Origin of the sequence: Paracoccus sp. TOH (assembly GCF_030388245.1) — a bacterium.
Taxonomy (GTDB): domain Bacteria; phylum Pseudomonadota; class Alphaproteobacteria; order Rhodobacterales; family Rhodobacteraceae; genus Paracoccus; species Paracoccus simplex.
Genome location: NZ_CP098360.1, coordinates 529096 through 553822 on the forward strand (window position 1 = coordinate 529096; position 24727 = coordinate 553822).

Genomic DNA, 24727 nt, shown 5'->3' on the forward strand with positions numbered 1-24727 from the left:
CCACGCACCGCCGGGATTACGCGTATTTCTTCTGGATCTCGTCCGAGATGTTCTGCGGCACGGCCTCGTAATGGTCGAACTGCATCGTGAACACCGCGCGGCCCGAGGACATCGAACGCAGGTTGTTGATATAGCCGAACATGTTGGCCAGCGGCACGAAGGCGTCGATGACGTTCGCATTGCCGCGCGTGTCCTGACCGCGGACCATGCCGCGACGGCTGGTCAGGTCGCCGATGATCGAACCGGTATATTCTTCCGGCGTGACCACCTCGACGCGCATGATCGGTTCCAGCAGCTTGGCGCCGGCCTTCTTCAGACCTTCGCGCATGGCGGCACGCGCCGCGATCTCGAAGGCCAGGACCGAGGAGTCGACGTCGTGGAAGGCACCGTCGATCAGCGCCACCTTGAAGTCGATCACCGGGAAGCCGGCCAGCGGACCCGAATCCATGACGGACTTGATGCCCTTCTCGACGCCCGGGATGTATTCCTTGGGCACCGCACCGCCGACGATCTTCGATTCGAACGAGTAGCCCTCGCCCGGCTCGGTCGGGGTGATGACCAGCTTGACGCGCGCGAACTGGCCGGTACCGCCGGTCTGCTTCTTGTGCGTGTAGTCGATCTCGGCTTCGCGCGAGATGGTCTCGCGATAGGCCACCTGCGGCGCACCGATATTCGCCTCGACCTTGAACTCGCGCTTCATGCGGTCCACGAGGATGTCGAGGTGAAGTTCGCCCATGCCCTTCATGATGGTCTGGCCCGACTCGATGTCGGTCTCGACGCGGAAGGACGGGTCTTCGGCGGACAGGCGCTGCAGGGCCAGGCCCATCTTTTCCTGGTCGGCCTTCGACTTCGGCTCGACGGCGATCTCGATCACCGGCTCGGGGAAGGTCATGGTTTCCAGAACCACCGGCTTGGCCGGGTCGCACAGCGTGTCACCCGTGGTGGTGTCCTTCAGACCGGCCAGCGCGATAATGTCGCCGGCAAAGGCTTCGTCGATCTCTTCGCGGTTGATGGCGTGCATCACCATCATCCGGCCGACGCGCTCGCGCTTGCCCTTGGTCGAGTTCATCATCTGGTCGCCTTTCCTCAGCGCGCCCGAATAGATGCGCGTGAAGGTCAGCGAACCGACGAAGGGGTCGTTCATGATCTTGAACGCCAGTCCCGAGAACGGATCCGCGTCCGAGGCGTGGCGGGCGATGTTGCGCTCTTCCGTTTCGTCGCCCGGGGCGAAGCCCATGTAGGCGGGAACGTCGGTCGGCGCCGGCAGGAAGTCCACGACGGCGTTCAGCAGCGGCTGCACGCCCTTGTTCTTGAACGCCGAGCCGGCCATGACCGGGAAGAAGGACAGCGACAGCGTGCCCTTGCGGATCAGCTTGCGCAGGGTCGCCTCGTCGGGCTCGTTGCCCTCGAGATAGGCTTCCATCGCCTCGTCGTCCTGTTCGACGGCAAGCTCGATCATCTTGCCGCGCCATTCCTCGGCGACGTCCTGAAGCTCGTCACGGATGGGCTGACGGACCCAGGAGGCGCCCAGATCCTCGCCGATCCAGACCCATTCTTCCATCTTGATCAGGTCGACGATGCCTTCCAGCTTGTCCTCGGCGCCGATCGGCAGGGCGATCGGGCAGGGGGTGCCGCCGGTGCGGTCCTTGATCATGGCGACGCATTTGAAGAAATCGGCGCCGATCTTGTCCATCTTGTTGACGAAGACGATCCGCGGAACCTTGTAGCGGTCGGCCTGGCGCCAGACGGTCTCGGTCTGCGGCTCGACGCCGGCATTGCCGTCCAGCAGGCAGATCGCGCCGTCCAGAACCGCCAGCGAACGCTCCACCTCGATGGTGAAGTCGACGTGGCCGGGGGTGTCGATGATGTTGAAGCGGCAACGCTCCTTGTCATCGGGGGCGAAGTCGGCATCCTCGTGGCGCTGCCAGAAGGTGGTGGTCGCCGCCGAGGTGATGGTGATGCCGCGCTCGGCTTCCTGCTCCATCCAGTCCATGGTGGACGCACCTTCGTGCGTCTCGCCCATCTTGTGGTTCTTGCCGGTGTAGAACAGGATGCGCTCGGTCGTCGTGGTCTTGCCCGCGTCGATATGGGCCATGATCCCGAAGTTCCGGTAGCGCTCCAGCGGATATTCGCGTGCCATAAAGGGCCTTCCTTCCGGTTACCAGCGGTAGTGGCTGAACGCCTTGTTGGCGTCGGCCATCTTGTGCGTGTCCTCACGCTTCTTGACGGCGGTGCCGCGGCCGTTCACCGCGTCGGCCAGCTCGCCCGCGAGGCGCTCTTCCATGGTGTGTTCGTTGCGCTTTTTCGACGCGTCGATCAGCCAGCGGATCGCCAGGGCCTCGCGGCGCGACGGACGCACCTCGACCGGAACCTGGTAGGTGGCGCCGCCGACGCGGCGCGAGCGCACTTCGACCGAGGGCTTCACGTTGTCGAGGGCTTCGTGGAAGACTTCGATCGGCTCGCGCTTCAGCTTGCCCTGGACGCGGTCCAGCGCATTGTAGACGATGCGTTCGGCAACCGATTTCTTGCCGTCGATCATCAGGTTGTTCATGAATTTGGTCAGCACCCGATCGCCATATTTGGCGTCGGGCAGGACTTCGCGCTTCTCAGCGGCGTGACGACGGGACATGTGCCTATCTCCTTACTTCGGACGCTTCGCGCCGTATTTCGAACGACGCTGGCGACGGTCTTTGACGCCCTGGGTATCCAGCACACCGCGCAGGATGTGGTAACGGACACCCGGAAGGTCTTTCACCCGGCCCCCGCGGATCAGCACGACGCTGTGTTCCTGCAGGTTGTGCTTTTCGCCCGGAATGTAGGAGATCACCTCGAAACCATTCGTCAGGCGGACCTTGGCCACCTTCCGCATAGCCGAGTTCGGCTTCTTCGGCGTCGTGGTATAGACGCGCGTGCATACGCCCCGCTTCTGCGGGCAGGATTGCAGGTGCTGCGACTTCGAGCGCTGCACCTTGGGCTGCCGCGGTTTGCGGATCAGCTGTTGGATCGTCGGCATTCGGTTCCCCGTCTTGCTTTCGTCAATACTCGCAGCCATCGGCTGCGCCACTTCTCGACGGCGAATCACGCCCATCGTGAAACGCCAGAACCCATCCTATCCCCGCGAGGGGGAGGACGGGTTGATTTCCAGAGGATCGGGGCTGATTCCGGCCCGGATCATGACCACAGAGGTTCTGGGCCCCGATCAGTTTCCTGACGGGTGAAGGGCGTATATGGGCAAACCCGGGGTGAGTCAACAACCCGCCGGGGGCAGGCCCGACCCGGATCGCGGCCGGCTTGCCGGCCCCGCGCCCCGACCCCTGCTCCGCCGGTCAAAGTCCCCAGCGCGGCCGGTCGGCGCCGGGCAGGCCGAAATCGCGCGCGGCGCGGTCCAGCGCCTCCAGGTCGATGTGGAAACGCTCGGCCAACAGCCCGGCCCAGCCCGCGGGGTCGCCCTCCCACGGATAGCCGGCGCCGATGGCGCCCGAGTCGTTGTCGTGGTTCAGGAAGCGCACGAACATGGCCTTGCCGGGCATGGTCACCCCGGGCATCGACAGGCCGATCTTCCAATGCGGGAAATGCATCACGCTGCGCTGCGCATCGGGCGGCAGATAGACGGTCAGCGCCGCCCCGGCATTGTAGATCATCCGCGGCTCGACCGAGATGCCGTCCCGCATCGCCTTCAGCACCAGCCCGCGGGAATAATCGCAGGACAGCCGCCGCCGGCGTTCCCACAGCGGGCGCAGCGCCGCGAAATCCCGGCGGGCGTCGCGGATGTAATCCACGGCCACGGCATCGTCGTCGTCCTGGCGGAAATGGCCGACGACATCGGCGCCCGGCTCGATATGCGGCGCAATGGCGGCCAGGCAGGCGTCCAGGTGCTTCTCCATCGGCGGGACCAACGCCAGCCGGGCCTGCGGCATGATCTCGGTCAGTTCGCGCAGCCGCGACAGCCAGGGCTCGGGCAGGTCCGGCCCGGTCATCAGCACCAGGGTGAAATCCGGGTCGGTCTGGGCCAGCAACCCGGGCAAGGTCACGGTCTCGAACCAGAACCAGCGCCGCGCCAGCCGCTCGGGATGGTAGAGGAAGGCCCGCCGCTCCTCCAGCGTCTCATGCGCCACCTGGAAGCCCCGGCCCCCCAGATAGGAAAACCGGCACAAGCCCAGCATCTGCACCCGCTTCATCGACCGCGTCCCCTCAATTGCCGCTCGCGCAGGATGGTGTAGACCCCCGCCCCCACCACCAGGGCCGAGCCCGCCCAGGTCCACCGGTCCGGCCAGTCGCCAAACACCGCCAGCCCCAGCGCGATGGCCCAGACCAGCGAACTGTAGCGGAACGGCGCCACGAAGGATATCTCGCCGACCCGCATGGTGGCGACGGCGGTGATGTAGCCGACGGTCAGAAACAGCGCCGCGCCCGCCAGCAGCGCGAACTCGGCCCCGCTGGGCATCCGCCAGCGTTCCGCGCCGCCCAGCACGAAGCCGGTCAGCATCACCGCCAGCGCCGCATAGAAGGCGATGCTGGACGAGCCGATCCGGGTCGAGAAGGTTCGCGTCGCCATGTCGCGCACCACGATCAGCAGCATCGAGGCCAGCGCCACCGCCGACCAGCGGTCGAAGGCGCCGGTGCCGGGCCGCAAGATCAGCAGCACGCCCAGAAAGCCGATGCCGATGGCCATGAGCCGCCGCCAACCCAGCCTTTCGCGAAAGAACAGCGCCGCGGCCAGCGTCACCGCCAGCGGCAGCGCCTGCATGATCGCCGCGATATCGGCCAGCGCCATGCGCCTGAGCGCCAAAAGGTAAAGCACGGTCGAGGCGATGTCGGCGAACGTGCGCAGCACCAGCGGCCCCAGATCGGTGCGCGGCACCCGCAGCCGCAACCCGCCCTGCCGTTGCGCGACCAGCACCATCAGCGCCAGCACCATGCCGCCCCGGATCGCCACCGATTCATAAAGCGGCAGGGTCTGGGTCACCGCCTTCATCAGCGTGTCGTTGCAGATGAAGGCCGCCATGCTGAGCGTCATCAGCGCCGCGCCGCGCAGATTGTCGGCCAGCCCCTGCCCCGGATCCGGGACAGGCGGGCGCAGGGCGGTGTCCGGCGCGCTGGCAGAGGGCAAGTCGGGGGTCAGCATGGCTCGGCGGTGCGGCTGCAGAAGTGGTTACCAAAGCGTCAGCAACGACCAGTCGAGGCTCAGCTTCACCTGGTCCACCAATTCGACGATCGGAATGAAGCTCAGGAAGACGAGCGCGTCGAACAGGTTGCGGCGCAGCGTCGTCGTGTCGAAGCGGACGGTCCGCCCCGTGCGGCACAGCCGCGGATCGGGCAGGAAGAACGGCGTGCGCGCGGCATAGGCGTCGTATTCCGTGCCGAAGCGCTGCGACAGGAACCCCGCCTCGCGCCGCGCGGTGATCCAGAGAACCAGCCCGACCGTGCCGCCGATCAGCAGCGCCAGGCTGACCGCACCGAACATCAACCCGATCCCCGTCGCCGCCACGGTCGAGAAGAAATACAGCGGGTTGCGGGTCATTGAATAGGGCCCGTCCCGCATCACATGCCGGTTCTTGGCGCCACCGACATAGAGGATCGACCAGAACCGGCCCAGCACGCCCGTCAGCAGCAGCAGGATGCCCAGCGATTCGATGGTCTCGTGTCCGAACCCGTCCAGGCCGAAAACCGGGTTGATCACCAGGATGGCCGGCAGCAGGGCCAGGCCCGACAGCCGCAGGATGTTGATGCGGATCTTCTGATTGACTGCCGCGCGCACCACACCAACCTCGCAAACGCCCCGACCGCACTTTGACCCCATCATTATCCCCTGCCAGGGCCTTGCGCAATCGCGAGCCGCCGATGCGAAGGCGGCAAGCAAAAGGCCCGGCGCGGGGCCGGGCCTTTCGGGTTCGTGTTCAGGGCGCGATCAATCCTCGCCGCCGACCTCGGCCGGACTGTCCTCCGGCGCGATCAGCGCCGCGGCGGCCTCGGCCTCGGCGCGGCGCGCCTCGATCACCTCGTTGTCGCGCTCGCCGGCGATGCGCTTCACGCGGGCGGTGGCGCCGCCGGTGCCGGCCGGGATCAGCCGGCCGACGATGACGTTCTCCTTGAGGCCGACCAGCTTGTCGCGCTTGCCCTGCACGGCGGCCTCGGTCAGCACGCGGGTCGTTTCCTGGAACGAGGCGGCCGAGATGAAGCTGCGGGTCTGCAGGCTGGCCTTGGTGATGCCCAGCAGCACCGGCTCGCCCGAGGCCGGACGGCCCCCCTTGGCTTCGATCTTGGCGTTCTCTTCCTCGAACTCGTCGCGATCGACATGCTCGCCCTTCAGCAGCGTGGTATCGCCGCTGTCGAGGATCTCGATCTTTTGCAGCATCTGCCGCACGATCACCTCGATGTGCTTGTCGTTGATCTTCACGCCCTGCAGTCGATAGACGTCCTGCACCTCGTCGATGAGATAGTCGGCCAGAGCCTCGATCCCCATGATGCGCAGGATGTCATGCGGCGCCGGGTTGCCGTCCATGATGTAGTCACCCTTCTGCACGAAGTCGCCTTCCTGCACCGGGATGTGCTTGCCTTTCGGCACCATGTATTCGACGGCTTCCAGCGTGTCGTCGGCGGGTTCGATGGCGATGCGGCGCTTGTTCTTGTAGTCCTTGCCAAAGCGCACATAGCCGTCGATCTCGGCGATGATGGCGTGATCCTTGGGACGACGGGCCTCGAACAGTTCCGCCACGCGGGGCAGACCCCCGGTGATGTCCTTGGTCTTGGCGCCTTCGCGCGGGATCCGCGCCACGACGTCGCCGGCCAGGATCTCCTGCCCGTCCTCGACCGACAGAACCGCGTCGACCGACATCGGATAGGTGACCGGGTTGCCCTGTTCGTTGCGCACCGGCTCGCCATCGGCATCGACGATGATGATCTCGGGCTTGAGCTCGTTGCCTTTCGGGGCCGAGCGCCAGTCCGTGACGATCTTCTGCGTCATGCCGGTCGCGTCGTCGGTCTCGTCGCGGACCGAGATCCCCGAGAGCAGGTCGACATATTTCGCCACACCCGCCTTCTCGGCGATGATCGGCAGGGTATAGGGGTCCCATTCGAACATCTTCTGGCCGCGCGCCACGGCATCGCCTTCGCGCACGAACAGCTTGCTGCCGTAGAACAGCTTGTGGCTGGCCAGCGTCTCGCCGGTGGCCGACTTGATATGCAGCTGCATGTTGCGCGCCATCACGATCAGCTCGCCACTGGCGTTTTCCAGCGTGCTTTCGTTCTGGAACTCGACCACGCCTTCCTGCGCGGCGGCGATGAAGGACTGCTGACCGCCCTGCGCGATGCCGCCGATGTGGAAGGTCCGCATCGTCAGCTGCGTGCCGGGTTCGCCGATCGACTGCGCGGCGATGATGCCGACCGCCTCGCCGATATTGACCAGCGTGCCGCGGGCCAGGTCACGACCATAGCACAACGCGCAGACGCCATCGTCCGATTCGCAGGTCAGGGCCGAGCGGATGCGCACGTTCTGCACGCCCGCCACCTCGATCTCGTCGGCCTTGCGCTCGTCGATCAGCTCGTTCTTGCGAACGATCACCACATCCTCGCCCGGAACCAGCACGTCCTCGGCCGCGACGCGGCCCAGCACGCGCTCGGAGAGCGGGCTGACCACCTCGCCGTCGTTGACCGCCGCCGAGGCGGTGATCGCCCGGTCGGTGCCGCAATCATGCTCGCGGATGATGCAGTCCTGCGCCACGTCGACCAGACGGCGGGTCAGGTAGCCCGAGTTCGCGGTCTTCAACGCGGTATCCGACAGACCCTTCCGGGCGCCGTGGGTCGAGTTGAAGTACTCAAGAACGGTCAGACCTTCCTTGAAGTTCGAGATGATCGGCGTCTCGATGATCTCGCCGTTCGGCTTGGCCATCAGGCCGCGCATGCCGCCCAGCTGTTTCATCTGGCTGACCGAACCCCGCGCGCCCGAATGCGCCATCATATAGACCGAGTTCGGTTCCAGTTCGGCGCCATTGGCGTCCTTCTTGGTGGCCGAGATGGTCTTCATCATGGCGTCGGTGACGCGGTCGTTACATTTCGACCAGGCATCGACGACCTTGTTGTACTTTTCGCCCTGGGTGATCAGACCGTCCAGATATTGCTGTTCGAACTGTTTCACCTGGTCCTGGGTTTCCTCGACCAGATCCCATTTCGTCGGCGGCACGACCATGTCGTCCTTGCCGAAGGAGATGCCGGCGCGGAACGCCTCGCGGAAGCCCAGGCCCATGATCTGGTCGCAGAAGATCACCGATTCCTTCTGGCCGCAGTAGCGGTAGACGGTGTCGATGACGTTCTGGATGTCCTTCTTGCGCAGCAGGCGGTTGACCAGCTCGAAGGGCGCTTTCGCGTTCTTCGGCAGAAGGGCGCCCAGACGGATCCGGCCCGGCGTGGTCTCGAAGCGCTTGATGACCTCGTTGCCGTTCTCGTCGATCTGCGGCAGGCGGGCGGTGATGCGGGCATGCAGATGCACCGCGCCGGAGGCCAGCGCGTGCTCCACCTCTTCCAGGTTGGCAAAGACCATGCCTTCGCCCTTCATGCCCTCGCGCTCCATGGTCGTGTAATACAGACCCAGAACCATATCCTGCGACGGCACGATGATCGGCGCGCCGTTGGCCGGCGACAGCACGTTGTTCGTGGACATCATCAGCACGCGCGCTTCCAGCTGCGCCTCAAGCGACAGCGGGACGTGCACGGCCATCTGGTCGCCGTCGAAGTCGGCGTTGAAGGCCGAGCAGACCAGCGGATGCAGCTGGATCGCCTTGCCCTCGATCAGGATCGGCTCAAACGCCTGGATGCCCAGACGGTGCAGCGTCGGCGCGCGGTTCAGCAGCACCGGATGTTCGCGGATCACCTCGTCCAGGATGTCCCAGACCTCGGGGCGCTCTTTCTCGACCAGCTTTTTCGCCTGCTTGACAGTGCTCGAAAGCCCCTTCGCCTCAAGCCGCGAATAGATGAACGGCTTGAACAGCTCCAAGGCCATCTTCTTCGGCAGGCCGCACTGATGCAGCTTCAGTTCCGGGCCGGTCACGATGACCGAACGACCCGAGAAGTCGACGCGCTTGCCCAGAAGGTTCTGGCGGAACCGGCCCTGCTTGCCTTTCAGCATGTCCGACAGCGATTTCAGCGGGCGCTTGTTGTTGCCGGTGATCACGCGGCCGCGGCGGCCGTTGTCGAACAGCGCATCGACCGATTCCTGCAGCATCCGCTTTTCGTTGCGCACGATGATGTCGGGCGCGCGCAGCTCGATCAGCCGCTTCAGACGGTTGTTGCGGTTGATGACGCGGCGATACAGATCGTTCAGGTCCGAGGTCGCGAAGCGGCCGCCGTCCAGCGGCACCAGCGGACGCAGTTCCGGCGGAATGACCGGAATGACGGTCAGCACCATCCACTCGGGCCGGTTGCCCGACTCGAGGAACGACTCGACGATTTTCAGCCGCTTGATGATCTTCTTCGGCTTCAGCTCGCCGGTCGCTTCCTTCAGCTCCTCGCGCAGCTGCTCGGCGGTGGCGGCCAGGTCGATGTTCGACAGCATCTCGCGGATCGCCTCGGCGCCGATATTGGCGGTGAAGGCGTCGGCGCCATACTGGTCCTGCGCGTCGAGGAATTCCTCCTCGGTCAAGAGCTGGCCATAGCTCAGGTCGGTCAGACCCGGCTCGATCACGACGTAATTCTCGAAATAGAGGATACGCTCAAGATCGCGCAGCGTCATGTCCAGCATCAGACCGATGCGGCTCGGCAGCGATTTCAGGAACCAGATATGCGCGACCGGGGCGGCCAGCTCGATATGGCCCATGCGCTCGCGGCGGACCTTCTGCAGCGTGACTTCCACGCCGCATTTCTCGCATACCAGGCCGCGATACTTCATGCGCTTGTATTTGCCGCACAGGCATTCGTAATCCTTGATCGGACCGAAGATGCGCGCGCAGAACAACCCGTCACGTTCCGGCTTGAACGTGCGGTAGTTGATGGTTTCGGGCTTCTTCACCTCGCCATAGGACCAGGCGAGGATTTCCTCGGGCGAGGCCAGCGAGATCTTGATTTCGTCGAACTGCCGCGGCTGGGCCAGCGGGTTCAGCGGATTGGTGGCAAGTTCCTGGTTCATTTTCAATTCCTAATGAAGGGCACGGGATGGATGGGGGTGAGGGCTTGCGCCCTCACTCCTCGTCCTCCGCATCCAGGAGTTCCATGTTGAGGCCCAGACCCCGGACCTCCTTGACCAGCACGTTGAACGATTCCGGGACGCCGGCCTCGAAATTGTCCTCGCCCTTGACGATGCTTTCATAGACCTTGGTCCGGCCGGCCACGTCGTCCGACTTGACCGTCAGCATCTCTTGCAGGGTATAGGCGGCGCCATAGGCTTCCAGCGCCCAGACCTCCATCTCACCCAGACGCTGACCGCCGAACTGCGCCTTGCCGCCCAGCGGCTGCTGGGTGACCAGGCTGTAGGGACCGGTCGAGCGGGCGTGCATCTTGTCGTCGACAAGGTGGTGCAGCTTCAGGACATATTTCATCCCGACGGTGACCGGGCGGGCGAACTGCTCGCCGGTGCGGCCGTCGAAGACGATGGACTGGCCCGAGCTGTCGAAGCCGGCGCGGCGCAACGCGTCGTTCACATCCGCCTCTTTCGCGCCGTCGAAGACCGGCGTGGCGATGGGAACGCCGCCGCGCACCGCATCGGCGTGCTCCAGCAGCGCCTCGTCATCCATGCCTTCGAAGGTCTCGGCATAGAACGCGTCGCCATAGCCGTTGCGCATCGCCTCGCGCACCGGGGACATGTTGCCATTGCGGCGATAGTCCTGCAGCGCTTCGTCGATCCTGATGCCCAATCCGCGCGACGCCCAGCCCATATGGGTCTCGAGGATCTGGCCGACGTTCATCCGCGACGGCACGCCCAGCGGGTTCAGCACCAGGTCGACCGGGGTGCCGTCGGCCAGGAAGGGCATGTCCTCGATGGGAACCACCTTGGACACCACACCCTTGTTGCCGTGACGGCCGGCCATCTTGTCGCCCGCTTGCAGCTTGCGCTTCACCGCGACGAAGACCTTGACCATCTTCATCACGCCCGGAGGCAGGTCGTCGCCCTGACGCACCTTCTCGACCTTGTCGTCGAAACGGTTGTCCAGCGCCCGCTTCTGCGCGTCGAATTGCTGGTTCAGCGCCTCGACTTCCTTGGCGGTGTCCTCGTCGGCGACGGCAAGCTGCCACCACTGGCCGCGCGACAGCTGGCCCAGCAGATCGTCATCGACCACGGCGCCGGCGCGGATGCCTTTCGGCCCCTTGACGACTTCCTTGCCCATGATCAGCGTTTTCAGGCGCGCATAGATGTTGCGCTCCAGGATCGCCAGCTCGTCGTCCCGGTCGCGGGCCAGACGCTCGACTTCCTCGCGCTCGATCTGCAACGCACGCTCGTCCTTGTCGACGCCGTGGCGGTTGAACACCCGGACCTCGACGATGGTGCCATAGGCGCCCGGCGGCAGACGCAGCGAGGTGTCGCGCACGTCGCTGGCCTTTTCGCCGAAGATGGCGCGCAGCAGCTTTTCCTCCGGCGTCATCGGGCTTTCACCCTTCGGGGTGATCTTGCCGACCAGGATGTCGCCCGGACCGACCTCGGCGCCGATATAGACGATGCCGGCCTCGTCGAGGTTGCGCAGCGCCTCCTCGCCGACGTTCGGGATGTCGCGGGTGATTTCTTCCGGGCCCAGCTTGGTGTCGCGCGCCGCCACTTCGTATTCGTCGATATGGATCGAGGTGAACACGTCGTCGCGGTGGATCCGCTCGGAAATCAGGATCGAGTCCTCGTAGTTGTAGCCGTTCCAGGGCATGAAGGCCACGACCACGTTGCGGCCGATCGCCAGTTCGCCCTGATCGGTCGAGGGACCGTCGGCGACGACCTGACCCTTGACCACGCGCTCGCCCACCTTGACCAGCGGGCGCTGGTTGATGGTCGAGGACTGGTTCGAACGCTTGAACTTGCGCAGACGATAGATGTCCACGCCCGCATCGCCCGCGCCCAGATCCTCGGTCGCGCGGATAACGATCCGCTGCGCGTCGACCTGGTCGATGATGCCGCCCCGGCGCGCCATGATGGCGGCGCCGGAATCGCGCGCAACGGTCGCCTCCATGCCGGTGCCGACGAAGGGCGCCTCGGCCCGCAGCAGCGGAACCGCCTGGCGCTGCATGTTCGAGCCCATCAGCGCGCGGTTGGCGTCGTCATTTTCAAGGAAGGGGATCAGCGCCGCCGCCACCGAAACCAGCTGTTTCGGCGACACGTCGATCAGGTCCACCGCCTCGACCGGGTTCAGCATGAAGTCGCCCGCCTGACGGGTCGAGATCAGCTCGTCCACGAACTTGCCGCCCTCGTCGAGGGTCGCGTTCGCCTGGGCGATGGTGTGGCGCATTTCCTCGGTCGCGGACATATAGACCACGTCATCGGTCACCTTGCCCTCGATCACCTTGCGATAGGGGGTTTCGATGAAGCCGTATTTGTTGACGCGGGCAAAGGTCGCGAGGCTGTTGATCAGGCCGATGTTCTGACCTTCCGGGGTCTCAATCGGGCACATTCGGCCGTAATGGGTCGGGTGCACGTCGCGAACCTCGAAGCCGGCGCGTTCGCGGGTCAGACCGCCCGGGCCAAGCGCCGAAAGACGGCGCTTGTGGGTCACTTCGGACAGCGGGTTGGTCTGGTCCATGAACTGCGACAGCTGCGACGAACCGAAGAATTCGCGCACCGCCGCCGCCGCCGGCTTGGCGTTGATCAGATCCTGCGGCATCACGGTGTCGATCTCGACGCCGGACATGCGCTCGCGGATCGCGCGCTCCATGCGCAGCAGGCCGATGCGGTACTGGTTCTCCATCAGCTCGCCGACCGAGCGCACCCGGCGGTTGCCGAGGTGGTCGATGTCGTCGATCTCGCCCTTGCCGTCGCGCAGTTCCACCAAGCCGCGGATACAGGCGATGATGTCTTCCTTGCGCAGGGTGCGCTGGGTATCCGGCGCGTCAAGGTCAAGGCGCATGTTCATCTTGACCCGGCCCACGGCCGAGAGGTCGTAGCGCTCGCTGTCGAAGAACAGGCTGTCGAACAGCGCCGAGGCAGCCTCGACGGTCGGCGGCTCGCCCGGGCGCATGACGCGGTAGATGTCCATCAGCGCGCCTTCGCGGCTCATGTTCTTGTCCGCCGCCATGGTGTTGCGGATATAGGGGCCGACGTTCACATGGTCGATGTCCAGGACCGGGATGTCCTCGATGCCGTTGTCCAGCAGCACCTTCAGCAAGCCGCCCGAGATCTCGCCGTCGCGGTCGTATTCGACGGTGATCTCGTCACCGGCCTCGGCATAGATCAGGCCGGTCTGCTCGTTGATGATGTCCTTGGCGACGAAGCGGCCGATGATCTTCTCGAAGGGCAGAAGCAGGTTGATGTCGCCATGCTCGGCCAACTGCTTGACCAGGCGCGGCGTCACCTTGTCGCCGGCCTTGGTGATGATCTCGCCGGTCTCGGCATTCACCAGGTCATAGCTGGGGCGGGTGCCGCGCACGCGCTCGGGGAAGAACTTGGTGATCCAGCCGGCCTCGCGGCCCTTGACGGCGCGCTGCAGCGTATAGTCCACGGTGTCGTAGAAGGCATCCATGATGCCCTCCTGGTCCATGCCGAGCGCATAGAGCAGCGTCGTCACCGGCAGTTTCCGGCGGCGGTCGATGCGCGCGAAGACCAAGTCCTTGGCGTCGAATTCGAAGTCCAGCCACGAGCCGCGATACGGGATGATGCGGCAGGCGAACAAGAGCTTGCCCGAGCTATGGGTCTTGCCGCGGTCATGGTCGAAGAACACGCCGGGGCTGCGGTGCATCTGCGACACGACGACGCGCTCGGTGCCGTTCACGATGAAGGTGCCGTTCTGCGTCATCAGGGGCATGTCGCCCATGTAGACGTCCTGTTCCTTGATGTCCTTGACCGACTTGGCGCCGGTGGTCTCGTCGACATCGAAGACGATCAGGCGCAGGGTGACCTTCAGCGGCGCGGCATAGGTCATGTCGCGGCTCTGGCACTCATCCACGTCGTATTTCGGCTTCTCGAGCTCGTATTTCACGAATTCGAGCGTCGCGGTCTCGTTGAAGTCCTTGATCGGGAACACCGACTGGAAGACGCCCTGGATGCCTTCGCCATCCTGATGGCCCTCGGCCTCGCCCGACCGCAGGAACAGGTCGTAGGAGGATTTCTGAACCTCGATGAGGTTCGGCATCTCAAGAACTTCGCGGATATTGCCATAGTAACGCCGGATGCGTTTCTGGCCGACATAAGCTTGCGCCATAGAGGGTCTTACCTTTCGTCTTTCGCTTGCGGCGGTCGTCGGGGCCCGACCGGCGCAAGGCGGCGAATGAGGGGCGGGGTCCAATTCGTGCCGCGCGTCCCACCGCGCGACTCCCGAACCCCGAACATGCCCTGAAGGAAGGTCTGCACCCTGCGCGCCCCGTTCACAGAAACTGGCAGGAAAACCGTCCTTCAAGACAGGTTCGGCAGGGACCGGGAGAACCCCCGGACCCTGCCATTTTCTTCCGAAATCAATCAGCCTGCACCATCAGGTGCCGGTCCGATTACTTCAGCTCGACCTTGGCACCAGCCGCTTCGAGCTTCTTCTTCATTTCTTCGGCGTCGGCTTTCGAAGCGCCTTCTTTGACTTTGCCGCCGGCTTCGACCAGATCCTTGGCTTCTTTCAGGCCCAGACCGGTGATGCCGCGCACTTCCTTGATCACGTTGATCTTGTTGGCGCCGGCGTCGACCAGGACGACGTCGAATTCGGTCTTTTCTTCGGCGGCTTCAGCCGGGCCAGCGGCCGGGCCGGCAACCATGACGGCGCCACCGGCGGCCGGCTCGATGCCGTATTCGTCTTTCAGGATGGTCTTCAGTTCCTGGGCTTCCAGCAGGGTCAGGCCCACGATTTCTTCGGCGAGTTTTTTCAGGTCAGCCATTTTTCCGTTCTTTCCATTAAGTGTTCCAACGTCGGGGTTTCAACCCCACGACGGGACGGGATTGCCTCAGGCAGCCTCGCGCTCTTCCAGAGTCGAGAGGATGCCCGCGATGTTGGAAGCAGGTGCGCCGATCGCGCCCGCGATGTTCGCAGCAGGGGCACCGATGCAGGACACGATCGAAGCGATAAGCTCCTCGCGCGACGGCATCTGGGCCACGGCTTTCACACCGGCCGGGTCAAGCGCCGTGTCGCCCATCGCACCGCCCAGGATCACGAACTTGTCGTTCCCCTTGGCGTATTTGTCCGCGACCTTGGCAGCAGCCACAGGATCCTCGGAGAAGGCGAGCACGGTCATGCCCGTCAGATAGTCGGCGATGCTGGCGCAAGGCTTTCCATCCAGGGCGATCTTGGCGAGCCTGTTCTTGGCAACGCGAACGGACCCGCCAGCTTCGCGCATCTGCGCGCGCAGGTCCTGCATTTCGGCAACCGTCATTCCCTCGTAGCGGGCAACCACCACGACGCCAGAGGCTTCAAAGATCTGGCCGAGTTCCTCGACCAATTGCTCTTTCTGCGCTCTATCCACGGTTTCACTCCAAGTATGGGGGTTTCCCCCCGGCTCTCACTTCCCTGCCGCTCGAACAGCGGCAGGAATGGGTCCGTGACGGTCCAAGATCCCCCGAAGAAACCTTCGGAAAATGGTCTTGATCCCATCTCAGGAAGGACGATTAAGCGGGGCAAGCCCCGCACCCTCCGTCTCGGACAGGACGGGGCATCACTGCCCCGCCATCCGCCAGATCACTCTGGCGGAATTCTTGCCGCTTACTGCGCGGCGGTCGAAGACAGGTCCAGCGACACGCCCGGACCCATGGTCGAGCTGATCGAGACCTTCTTCACATAGGTGCCCTTGGCGCCCGAGGGCTTGGCCCGGGTCACCGCGTCCACGAAGGCGCGGATGTTCTGGGCCAGCTTCTCGGCGTCGAACGAGGCCTTGCCGACGCCGGCATGGACCACGCCGGCCTTCTCGGCCTTGAACTGGACCTCGCCGCCCTTGGCGGCTTCGACGGCGGCTTTCACGTCCATCGTCACCGTGCCGACCTTGGGGTTCGGCATCAGGTTGCGCGGACCCAGGATCTTGCCCAGACGGCCGACCAGCGGCATCATGTCCGGGGTGGCGATGCAGCGATCGAACTCGATCTTGCCCGACTGGATGGTTTCCAGCAGATCCTCGGCACCGACGATTTCCGCACCGGCGGCCTTGGCTTCGTCAGCCTTGGGGCCACGGGCGAAAACGGCGACGCGCACATGCTTGCCGGTGCCGTTGGGCAGGGTCACGACGCCGCGGACCATCTGGTCGGCATGGCGCGGATCGACGCCCAGGTTCATCGCGATCTCGACGGTCTCGTCGAACTTCGCCTTGACGTTCGCCTTCACCAGCGCGACGGCGTCTTCGACCGTCAGGTTGGTTTTGCCGTCGAAGGCGGCGCGGGCGGCGGCTTTGTTCTTGGAAATCTTAGCCATGACTTAGCCTTTCACCTCGATGCCGATCGAACGCGCCGAGCCGAGGATGATCTGCATCGCGGCTTCCACGTCGTTCGCGGACAGGTCCTTCATCTTGGCTTCGGCGATCTCGCGGACCTGCTTGGCGGTCACGGTGCCGGCGACCTGACGGCCGGGCTTTTCCGAGCCCTTGGCGCGGTTGCGCTTGCCGACCGGCTTCAGACCGGCGGCCTTCTTCAGCAGGAACGAGGCCGGGGAGGTCTTGGTCTCGAAGGTGAAGGATTTGTCGGCGTAATAGGTGATCACGACCGGAACCGGGGCACCCTGTTCCATCTCCTGCGTCCTGGCGTTGAACGCCTTGCAGAATTCCATGATGTTGATGCCGCGCTGACCCAGGGCCGGGCCGACGGGCGGGGACGGGTTCGCCTGACCCGCCTTGATTTGCAGCTTCAGGCTGCCGACTACTTTCTTGGCCATCTGGCCCTCTCCTTATCATCACGCCCCGCCCCTGATCGGGCTTCGGGCCGACTTAGCGGTGCGGCCTTGCCGCCGGTCCGTTCCCGGCGGCGCGGCCTCCCGCGACGATCACGCGGTCTTGGCGACCTGCGTGAATTCCAGCTCGACCGGCGTCGGACGGCCGAAGATGGACACCGTGACCTTGATGCGGTTCGCGACCTCGTCCACTTCCTCGACCATGCCCGAGAAGCCCTCGAAGGGCCCGTCGGTCACATTCACTTTTTCGCCCACGTCGAACCGGATCAGGTTGCGCGGCGCCACCTCGGCCCCGCCTTCGCCGGTGCGATGCAGGATCGCGTTCACCTCGTCGTCGCGCATCGGCATCGGCTTGCCCTGGGCGCCCAGGAAGCCGGTGACGCGGTTGATCGAGTTCACCAGGTGATAAGTCTTGTCCGACAGCTCCATGCGCACCAGCACATAGCCGGGCATGAAGCGGCGCTCGGACGTGACCTTCTTGCCGCGCCGGATCTCGATCACTTCCTCGGTCGGGACCAGCACTTCTTCGATCTCGTCCTCAAGGGCCTTTTCGGCCACGGCCTGACGAATCGCCTCGGCGACCTTCTTTTCAAAGTTCGACAGGACGCTGACCGAATACCAACGCTTTGCCATGTCTCGATCGACCCCTGTTTCCTTCGGGCTGGCAAGCCAACCCCTTGAATTCCTTAACCGCCCAGGCCGGATCGCGGTGCATCTGCGCAGCCTCCGGCCAAATTGAAATCGGCGCGCACGACCGAATCGATGCACGCCGCGTCACGGGCAGGTCGGGCGGACATACCGTCCCCCGCGCCTCAATGCAAGCCCTCAGCTTCCGACGAAGTGAATGACGCCCGACAACCCGGTCTTGATCGCCAGATCGACCAGGAAGAAGAAGATCGAGGCCAGCGTCGCCATGATGAAGACCATGATGGTCGTTGTCACCACCTCGCGGCGGGTGGGCCAGGTGATCTTGCCGACTTCGGCGCGGACCTGGCTGATGAACTGGACGGGGTTGGCCATGGGATTCCCTTCGGTCTTGCAGCCGGTCAAATAGCCTCTGCAAGCCGGCTTTTCAAGCGCGGATCTGGCCCGGCGCTCAGGGTGCGACGAACTCGACCCGCGGCAACTTGCGGATCGCCGCGATCTCGCGCGCGTAGTTCTCGGCCGAGCGGGCATGGTCGGCCTCGTCCAGCAGGCGCAGCGGGCCGTGGCCGTCGGCCCGGCGGAACCGCCGCCTGGCGCGCTGCGCCAGCACCCGCAGGTCGGCCTCGCTATCGGCCATGGCGCGTTGTAGGAACCACTCATAGCCCGGCTGGGTCAGGCTTTCATTGGCCGGCGGCGGATCCGGCACCTGCCCGGCCATGCCCGGCGGCAGCAGACGGTCCAGCAGCTGCGCGCGCAGCGCGGCGTAATCCTCGTAACGCCAGACCACCAGCCGCGCGACCCCTTCCAGCGCCGCCAGGCGCTTGACCAGGCCAAGCCAGCCCAGCCGGGCCGGGTCGCGGCCGCGCAGCCAGTCGGCAATCTCGGTCTCCTTGCCCAGTCCGACCTGCAGCGCGAAGGCCGAGAGATTGAAGCTGGCCGGGTCGCGGATCGACAGATACAACACCGCCGGGCCGCCGCCGGCCAGCGCGATCACCTGATGCAGGCGGCGCGCGGCAAAGGGATGCAGCACCCCCCGCCGCGAAACGATCTTGTTGCGATTTGTGCCGCCCAGGATGTTCTCCTCGGAGATCAGCACATCCGGGCAACCCCGGCATTGCGCTTGCCAGGCGGCGCGAAAACCGGCCTCGCCGGGGCAGCCGGCGCCGGCGGCCAGGATCTCGGCCAGCCCCAGCGGCGGCGTGCGCAGCAGCGCCGGATCGGCATAGAACAGCCCGGCATCGCGCAGCTGGTCCTGCACCTGGCGCAGGGAATATTGCAAATGGGTCGAGGCGGTCTTGTGCGCCCCCAGATGTATGCTCAGAGCCATGAAAACTTCTGGTCAGGGCGCGGACATCGGGCGGAAGCGGCTGGCAGGGGTTGGGGGACTCGAACCCACGACCCTCGGTTTTGGAGACCGATGCTCTACCAACTGAGCTAAACCCCTAAGCCGCGCGTCTGATTACGGCAGAGGCGCCGCCGGTTCAAGAGGGAATCATTCCGCCTCCAGAAAACCGCCCGATTGCCGCGCCCAAAGCCCGGCATAGATGCCGCCCTGCGCCAGCAGCGTCTCATGCGTGCCCTGCTCGACGATGCGGCCCTGCTCCATCACCACCAGCCGGTCCATGCGGGCGATGGTGGAAAGCCGGTGCGCGATGGCGATCACCGTCTTGCCCTGCATCAACATGTCGAGCTGCGACTGGATCGCCGCCTCGACCTCGCTGTCCAGGGCGCTCGTCGCCTCGTCCAGCACCAGGATCGGCGCGTCCTTCAACAGCACCCGCGCGATGGCGATGCGCTGGCGTTGGCCGCCCGACAGCTTCACGCCGCGCTCGCCGACATGGGCGCCAAGCCCGCGCCGGCCCTGCGAATCGGTCAGGCCGGCGATGAAATCCGCCTCGGCCAGTTCGGCGGCGCGCAGGATCTCGGCCTCCGAGGCGTCCGGGCGGCCATAGGCGATATTGTCGCGAATCGAGCGGTGCAGCAGCGAAGTGTCCTGCGTCACCACACCGATGGCGGCGCGCAGGCTCTCCTGCGTGACCTGCGCGATGTTCTGGCCGTCGATCAGGATGCCGCCCGCTTCCAGGTCGTGAAAGCGCAGCATCAGGTTCACCAGCGTCGACTTGCCGGCCCCCGAGCGACCGACCAGCCCGATCCGCTCGCCCGGCGCGATGGTCAGCGACAGGTCGTCCAGCACCGCGCCGCGACCGGGCCGCGCCACCTCGCCATAGCGGAAGGTGACGTGGTCGAACTGCACCCGCCCCTCGGGCACCGCAAGCGGCCGGGCGCCGCGCGCATCCGTCACCATGCGCGGCAAGGACAGCGAGCCGATGCCGTCGCGCACCGTGCCGATATTCTCGAAGAGACCGGCGAATTCCCACATGATCCAGTGCGACATGTTGCCCAGCCGCAGCGCCAGCGGGATGGCCACGGCGACCGCACCGACCTCGATCTTGCCGCCGACCCAGAGCCACAGGCCCAGCACCGTCACGGAAAAGGCCAGCAGCGAGTTCAGGGTCGAGAGCAGGATGTTCTGGATCGAGGCCAGTCGCATCTGCCCATGCACGGTCTGCAGGAACCCGTCCATGCTCTCGCGCACGTAAGCCTCCTCGCGCGAGGAATGCGAGAACAGCTTCACGGTCGAGATGTTGGTATAGCTGTCCACCACCCGGCCGGTCATCACCGCGCGGGCATCGGCCTGCGCCTCGCTGATGCGGCCTATGCGCGGGATCAGCCACCACAGCAGCAGGCCGTAGAAAATGCCCCAGCCGGCAAAGGGCAATGCCAGCCAGCCATCGGTCGAGGCCGCCAGCACCATCGCGCCGATGAAATACACCCCGACATAGACCAGCACGTCCATGAACTTCATCGCCACTTCGCGCACCGCCAGCGCGGTCTGCATCAGCTTGGTGGCGATGCGGCCGGCGAATTCGTCCTGGAAATAGCTCATCGACTGGCGCAGCAGGTAGCGATGCGCCTGCCAGCGGATACGCTGCGGGAAATTGCCCATCAGCGTCTGGTGCATCAGAAGCGAGAACAACACCTGCAGCAGCGGCAGGCCGATCACCAGGATCGCGCCCATCAGGATCAGCCGGTTGCCCTCGGCCGCCCAGAAATTCGCGCGGTCGGCCCCGGCCAGCCGGTTCACCAGCTCGCCCAGATAGCCGAACAGCACCACCTCGGCCACGGCGATCAGGGCCGAACAGGCGGCCATGGACAGCATGTAGCCCTCGGCCCCGCGCGAGAAATGCAGGATGAACCGCCACAAACCCTGCGGCGGCATGCGCGGCGGATCGGCGGGATAGGGATCAAGCCGGCGTTCGAACCAGCTGAACATGTCGGACCTCATTCGCATCAATCCGGGTCCTTGCCCGGTTCGTTTCGTCGGACCGCCTCAGGCGGCCAGTTCCTCAAGCGCCGCGACGTCGGCACGGGCCAGCGCGGCGGTGGCGCGGGCAATCCGCGCCGGCGGCCAGTGCCACCATTGCAACGCCATGAGCCGGGCGATGGTGGCATCGTCGAAGCGCATCCTTATGACACCGGCCGGATTGCCCGCGACCACCGCGTAATCCGGCACCCCGCCCCCCACCACCGCGCCGGCGCCGATGATGACGCCGCTGCCGATGCGCGCGCCGGGCAGGATGGTGGCGCCGTCGCCGATCCAGACATCGTGGCCGATCACCGTATCCGGCAATCCGCTGATCTGGTCGATGTAATCGCCCACCCGCGCATGGTCGAAGATGGCGAAGGGGTAAGTCGAGACCCCGGCCATCGGGTGATTGGCCGAGGCGGTGACGATCCGCACCCGGTCGGCGATCTGGCAGAACCGCCCGATCACCAGCCGCTCGGGCGCGCCGGCATAGGTATAGGGCGCAAGCCGCGCCGCCCAGTCCTCGGGCGGGTCGAAGCTGCTGGCATAGGTGAAATCGCCGATCTCGATATTCGGATGGTCGATCACCCGGTTCAGATGCACCAGCCCCCGGTTCGGGGTGCCATCGGGAAAGCGCATGGGATGGGGCGACGCCGCATCAAGGAAGTCAGCCGTCATGGGAATCCTCTTCAATCCGTCCGTGAAAGGTCAGATCTGCGAGTTGTCCATGACACCGTTCCCCTCTGCTGCGGCGGCCACCATAGCCGGATTTCACCGCCGAGGCAACCGGGGGCTCTGCCCCCGCCCCTGCGGGGCCCCCCCCGGGGTATTTGGAAAACGGCGAAAGCGCTTTCGGCCCTTGCCGGCGTCAAGGGGGGCTTACAGGTGCCGGGTCTCGGGCGCCGGGTTCCACCAGGCGTCATGCGCGCCGTCGGCATAGAACACCGGGGCGGCGATCAGTTCGGCCTCGGGCACGCCGTCGAGCGCGCTGACACAGACCTGGACGAAGCGCCCGCCCATCACCTCCAGGTCGCCCTCGGTCCAGAGGCGGGTGCCGCAGCGGCCGCAGAACATGTGGTGCATGTCGACGCCGTCCTGCTGCCGGCGCGGGGTTTCGGCCAGCATCTCGGCGCCATGGGTGATGCGGAACCGTTCGGGATCGGGCAGGCGCATCTCCCAGTAGCGCATCTTGCGGCAGAAGCTGCAATTGCAGCGCATGGTGCCTTGCGACAGGTCGCCCTCGGCCTCGAAGCGGACGGCGCCGCAGAAGCAGGAACCGTGATAAAGGGTCATGCCTGGTCTCCGTGATGGACGGCCTCGATATTGTTGCCGTCGGGGTCGAGGATGAAGGCGCCGTAATAGCCCGGATGATATTCCGGCCGCAGCCCCGGCGCGCCGTTGTCGCGCCCGCCCGCCGCCAGCGCGGCGGCATGGAAGGCGTCCACGGTCGCCCGGTCGGGCGCGGCAAAGGCGACATGGGCGCCCGGGCCCGCAGGCCGGCCGCTGCCGATCCAGAAGAACGGCTTGCCCTCGCGGCCATAGCCCAGATGCGCGCCGTGGCCGCCGGTCACCTCCTCGGTCACCTCCATCAACAGGCCGACGCCCAGAGGCGCCAAAGCCCGGTCGTAGAAGGCGCGCGCGCGGGGCAGGTCCGAAACAGGAATTCCGATATGGTCGATCATCTTTCCTCTCCTTTTCCCGGCGATGATCGGCGATCCCTGCTGACAGATCATGTCAGCTTCCTGGCCGGATCAACCTTTCCTTAATTTCGGCCTGTTAGGGATTCGCGGCAGTTCAAACGCAGGACCATGACCATGTCGATTTCCGACCCCCCGCCGATCAACCGTGTGGACCGGCTGCGCGCCGAGGTCGAGGCCAGCCGGGCCGAAGCCTCGGTCCTTTCCGGCAGTTTCGACGAATCCACCGGGCTCAGCTGGCTCTGGGCCTTCCTGTTCGGCCCGATCTATTTCGCGGTGCACGGCTTCTGGGGACGGGCGGTCGTCGTGCTGGCGCTGAATTTCCTGGTGATCGGTTTCATCGTCGCGCCCTTCCTGGCCTATCCCGCCTGGCGGGAAAGGGCGAACAGGCAGGCCGAGAAGATGCTGCTGCTGGACAGGCTGCGCCAGGGGCGCTGACCGGCCATGGCCGCGCGGCGGCGGCCATGGCGCTTGGCTCAGAGAGCCCCCGCCGCCATTTCGCGCGCCAGGTGGTCGGCCTGCCGGATCGCCAGCGCCACGATGGTCAGCGTCGGGTTTTCCGCCGCGCCGGTGGTGAACTGGCTGCCGTCCGAGACGAAAAGGTTCGGAACGTCGTGGCTTTGCCCCCATTTGTTCACCACCCCGTCCTCGGGCCGGTCCGACATGCGGTTGGTGCCCAGGTTGTGGGTCGAGGGATAGGGCGGCGTGGGCAGCGTCCGGGTGGCGCCGACGGCCTTGTAGATCGCCTGGCCCCGGGCATAGGCATGGGCGCGCATGGCGATGTCGTTCGGATGGTCCGAGAAATTGACGTTCGCCACGGCCAGGCCGAACTGGTCCTTGGTCTCGGACAGGGTGACGCGATTCTCGGCCTGCGGCATGTCCTCGCCCACGATCCACAGACCGGCCATGTTCTCGTAGGCATCCAGCGCCGTGGTGAACTCGCGCCCCCAGGCACCGGGATCAAGAAAGGCCGCCATGAAAGGCAGACCCAGGCTCAGCGTCTCCAGCTCGTAGCCGCCGACGAAGCCGCGCGAGGGGTCGTGCCGCGCCTCGTCGCGCACGATCCCGGCCATGGTGGTGCCGCGCCACATCCGCACCGGCTTTTCGAAGATGCCGTAGACCGAGCCGGTGGTGTGGCGCATGTAGTTCCGCCCCACCTGCCCCGAGCGGTTCGCCAACCCGTCCGGGAACATGGCGCTGGCCGAATTGAGCAGCAGTCGCGGACTCTCGAAACTGTTGCCGGCGACGCAGACCAGCCGCGCCTTCTGCATCTGCAGATTGCCGTCCTTGTCGAAATATTCGACGCCGGTGACGCGGCCCCGGTCGTCGTGCAGGATGCGCGCCGCCTGAGCGTGGTCGCGCACCTCGAGATTGCCGGTCGCCTCGCCGCGCGGGATGTCGGTATAGGCGGCGGACCATTTCGCCCCCCATTTGCAACCCTGGAAGCAGAAACCGGTCTGCTGGCAGGACATCCGCTCGTCATAGTCGACGCTGTTGATCGCCATGTTGCCGGTATGGACGTCCTGGTAGCCAAGCGCCCGGGCGCCCTTTTCCAGCACCTTGTAATTGCTGTTGCCCGGCAGGCGCGGGCGATCGCCGACCCCGGTCACGCCCAGCTTGGCCTCGGCCTTGTCATACCAGGGCGCCATCTCGGTCGCGTCGATCGGCCAGTCCGCCAGCGTCGCCCCCTCGACCTTGCCATAGGTCGAGAGCGCCTTCCACTCATGCTCCTGAAAGCGCAAGCTGGCCCCGGCCCAGTGGATCGAGGTGCCGCCGACCGCCTTCACGATCCAGGCCGGCAGGCCGGCAAAATCCTTCGCCACCCGCCAGTCGCCGCTGGTGGTGCGCGGGTCGGTCCAGGCGAGCTGGCCGAAGCTTTCCCATTCGTCGTTGACGTAATCCTCGGGCAGGTAACGCCCGCCGGCTTCCAGGGCCACGACCTTGACGCCCTTCTGCGCCAGTTCGTTGGCCAGCACCCCGCCGCCGGCGCCGGTGCCGACGATGACCACGACGCCGTCGTCGTTCAGATCGAATTTAGCCGCTTGTGCCATGAT

At 65.5% G+C, this 24727-nt stretch carries 21 protein-coding genes and 1 tRNA gene; 1 reads left to right on the plus strand and 21 read right to left on the minus strand.

Annotation, left to right across the window (positions count from 1 at the left end):
- Positions 1-16: 16 nt before the first annotated feature.
- From fusA to NBE95_RS02665, 20 genes are all read right to left on the minus strand, one after another.
- Positions 17-2140, minus strand: a complete 2124-nt coding sequence (fusA, locus tag NBE95_RS02570; protein ID WP_289894320.1) for an elongation factor G — start codon at positions 2138-2140, stop codon at positions 17-19.
- A gap of 18 nt (positions 2141-2158) precedes the next feature.
- Complete coding sequence (gene rpsG / locus NBE95_RS02575; protein ID WP_011747098.1) at positions 2159-2629, minus strand: 30S ribosomal protein S7; 471 nt, start codon at positions 2627-2629, stop codon at positions 2159-2161.
- Positions 2630-2641: 12 nt separating this feature from the next.
- Complete coding sequence (gene rpsL, locus NBE95_RS02580) at positions 2642-3013, minus strand: 30S ribosomal protein S12 (RefSeq protein ID WP_010399029.1); 372 nt, start codon at positions 3011-3013, stop codon at positions 2642-2644.
- Between the two features lie 313 nt (positions 3014-3326).
- Positions 3327-4178 (minus strand): putative rhamnosyl transferase, encoded by an 852-nt coding sequence (locus NBE95_RS02585; protein ID WP_289894321.1) that lies wholly within the window; start codon positions 4176-4178, stop codon positions 3327-3329.
- Positions 4175-5125: a DMT family transporter gene (locus NBE95_RS02590; protein WP_289894322.1), complete on the minus strand. Its 951-nt coding sequence runs from the start codon at positions 5123-5125 to the stop codon at positions 4175-4177. Before NBE95_RS02590 ends, NBE95_RS02585 begins: the two co-directional genes overlap by 4 nt.
- A 27-nt stretch (positions 5126-5152) precedes the next feature.
- Positions 5153-5758 carry an isoprenylcysteine carboxylmethyltransferase family protein gene (locus NBE95_RS02595; RefSeq protein WP_289894323.1) on the minus strand — a complete coding sequence of 202 codons (606 nt, stop codon included), beginning with the start codon at positions 5756-5758 and terminating at the stop codon, positions 5153-5155.
- 150 nt (positions 5759-5908) lie between these two features.
- Positions 5909-10117: a DNA-directed RNA polymerase subunit beta' gene (rpoC, locus tag NBE95_RS02600; protein ID WP_289894324.1), complete on the minus strand. Its 4209-nt coding sequence runs from the start codon at positions 10115-10117 to the stop codon at positions 5909-5911.
- A 52-nt stretch (positions 10118-10169) separates the two neighbouring features.
- The gene (gene rpoB, locus NBE95_RS02605; protein WP_289894325.1) at positions 10170-14318 is read right to left on the minus strand and encodes a DNA-directed RNA polymerase subunit beta; all 4149 of its coding nucleotides are present in this window, start codon (positions 14316-14318) and stop codon (positions 10170-10172) included.
- A 283-nt stretch (positions 14319-14601) separates the two neighbouring features.
- A complete protein-coding gene (gene rplL / locus NBE95_RS02610; protein WP_017999544.1) occupies positions 14602-14976 on the minus strand; it encodes a 50S ribosomal protein L7/L12 in 375 nt (124 codons plus the stop codon).
- 66 nt (positions 14977-15042) lie between these two features.
- Entirely contained in the window at positions 15043-15558 is a 516-nt protein-coding gene (gene rplJ / locus NBE95_RS02615; protein WP_289894327.1) for a 50S ribosomal protein L10, read from the minus strand.
- Between the two features lie 236 nt (positions 15559-15794).
- Positions 15795-16493: a 50S ribosomal protein L1 gene (gene rplA / locus NBE95_RS02620; protein WP_289894328.1), complete on the minus strand. Its 699-nt coding sequence runs from the start codon at positions 16491-16493 to the stop codon at positions 15795-15797.
- Between the two features lie 3 nt (positions 16494-16496).
- Positions 16497-16949 (minus strand): 50S ribosomal protein L11, encoded by a 453-nt coding sequence (gene rplK / locus NBE95_RS02625; protein WP_289894329.1) that lies wholly within the window; start codon positions 16947-16949, stop codon positions 16497-16499.
- 108 nt (positions 16950-17057) lie between these two features.
- On the minus strand, positions 17058-17597 hold the full coding sequence (nusG, locus tag NBE95_RS02630; RefSeq protein ID WP_289894330.1) for a transcription termination/antitermination protein NusG: 540 nt from the start codon (positions 17595-17597) through the stop codon (positions 17058-17060).
- Between the two features lie 192 nt (positions 17598-17789).
- Positions 17790-17984 (minus strand): preprotein translocase subunit SecE, encoded by a 195-nt coding sequence (secE, locus tag NBE95_RS02635; RefSeq protein WP_289894331.1) that lies wholly within the window; start codon positions 17982-17984, stop codon positions 17790-17792.
- Positions 17985-18060: 76 nt separating this feature from the next.
- Positions 18061-18936, minus strand: a complete 876-nt coding sequence (locus tag NBE95_RS02640; RefSeq protein WP_289894332.1) for a hypothetical protein — start codon at positions 18934-18936, stop codon at positions 18061-18063.
- A gap of 41 nt (positions 18937-18977) precedes the next feature.
- Positions 18978-19053, minus strand: a tRNA-Trp gene (locus NBE95_RS02645).
- Positions 19054-19101: 48 nt separating this feature from the next.
- A complete protein-coding gene (locus NBE95_RS02650; RefSeq protein WP_289894333.1) occupies positions 19102-20943 on the minus strand; it encodes an ABC transporter ATP-binding protein in 1842 nt (613 codons plus the stop codon).
- Between the two features lie 57 nt (positions 20944-21000).
- Entirely contained in the window at positions 21001-21654 is a 654-nt protein-coding gene (locus NBE95_RS02655; RefSeq protein WP_289894334.1) for a CatB-related O-acetyltransferase, read from the minus strand.
- Positions 21655-21855: 201 nt separating this feature from the next.
- Positions 21856-22269 (minus strand): GFA family protein, encoded by a 414-nt coding sequence (locus tag NBE95_RS02660; protein ID WP_289894335.1) that lies wholly within the window; start codon positions 22267-22269, stop codon positions 21856-21858.
- Complete coding sequence (locus NBE95_RS02665; protein ID WP_289894336.1) at positions 22266-22658, minus strand: VOC family protein; 393 nt, start codon at positions 22656-22658, stop codon at positions 22266-22268. The genes NBE95_RS02660 and NBE95_RS02665 overlap by 4 nt, the downstream gene beginning before the upstream one ends.
- A 132-nt stretch (positions 22659-22790) precedes the next feature.
- On the opposite strand from NBE95_RS02665, the gene NBE95_RS02670 reads away from it, so the two are divergent.
- Positions 22791-23111: a DUF2628 domain-containing protein gene (locus NBE95_RS02670; RefSeq protein ID WP_289894337.1), complete on the plus strand. Its 321-nt coding sequence runs from the start codon at positions 22791-22793 to the stop codon at positions 23109-23111.
- A gap of 38 nt (positions 23112-23149) precedes the next feature.
- On the opposite strand, the gene NBE95_RS02675 is transcribed toward NBE95_RS02670, so the two are convergent.
- The gene (locus NBE95_RS02675; RefSeq protein WP_289894338.1) at positions 23150-24724 is read right to left on the minus strand and encodes a GMC family oxidoreductase; all 1575 of its coding nucleotides are present in this window, start codon (positions 24722-24724) and stop codon (positions 23150-23152) included.
- Between the last annotated feature and the right edge of the window lie 3 nt (positions 24725-24727).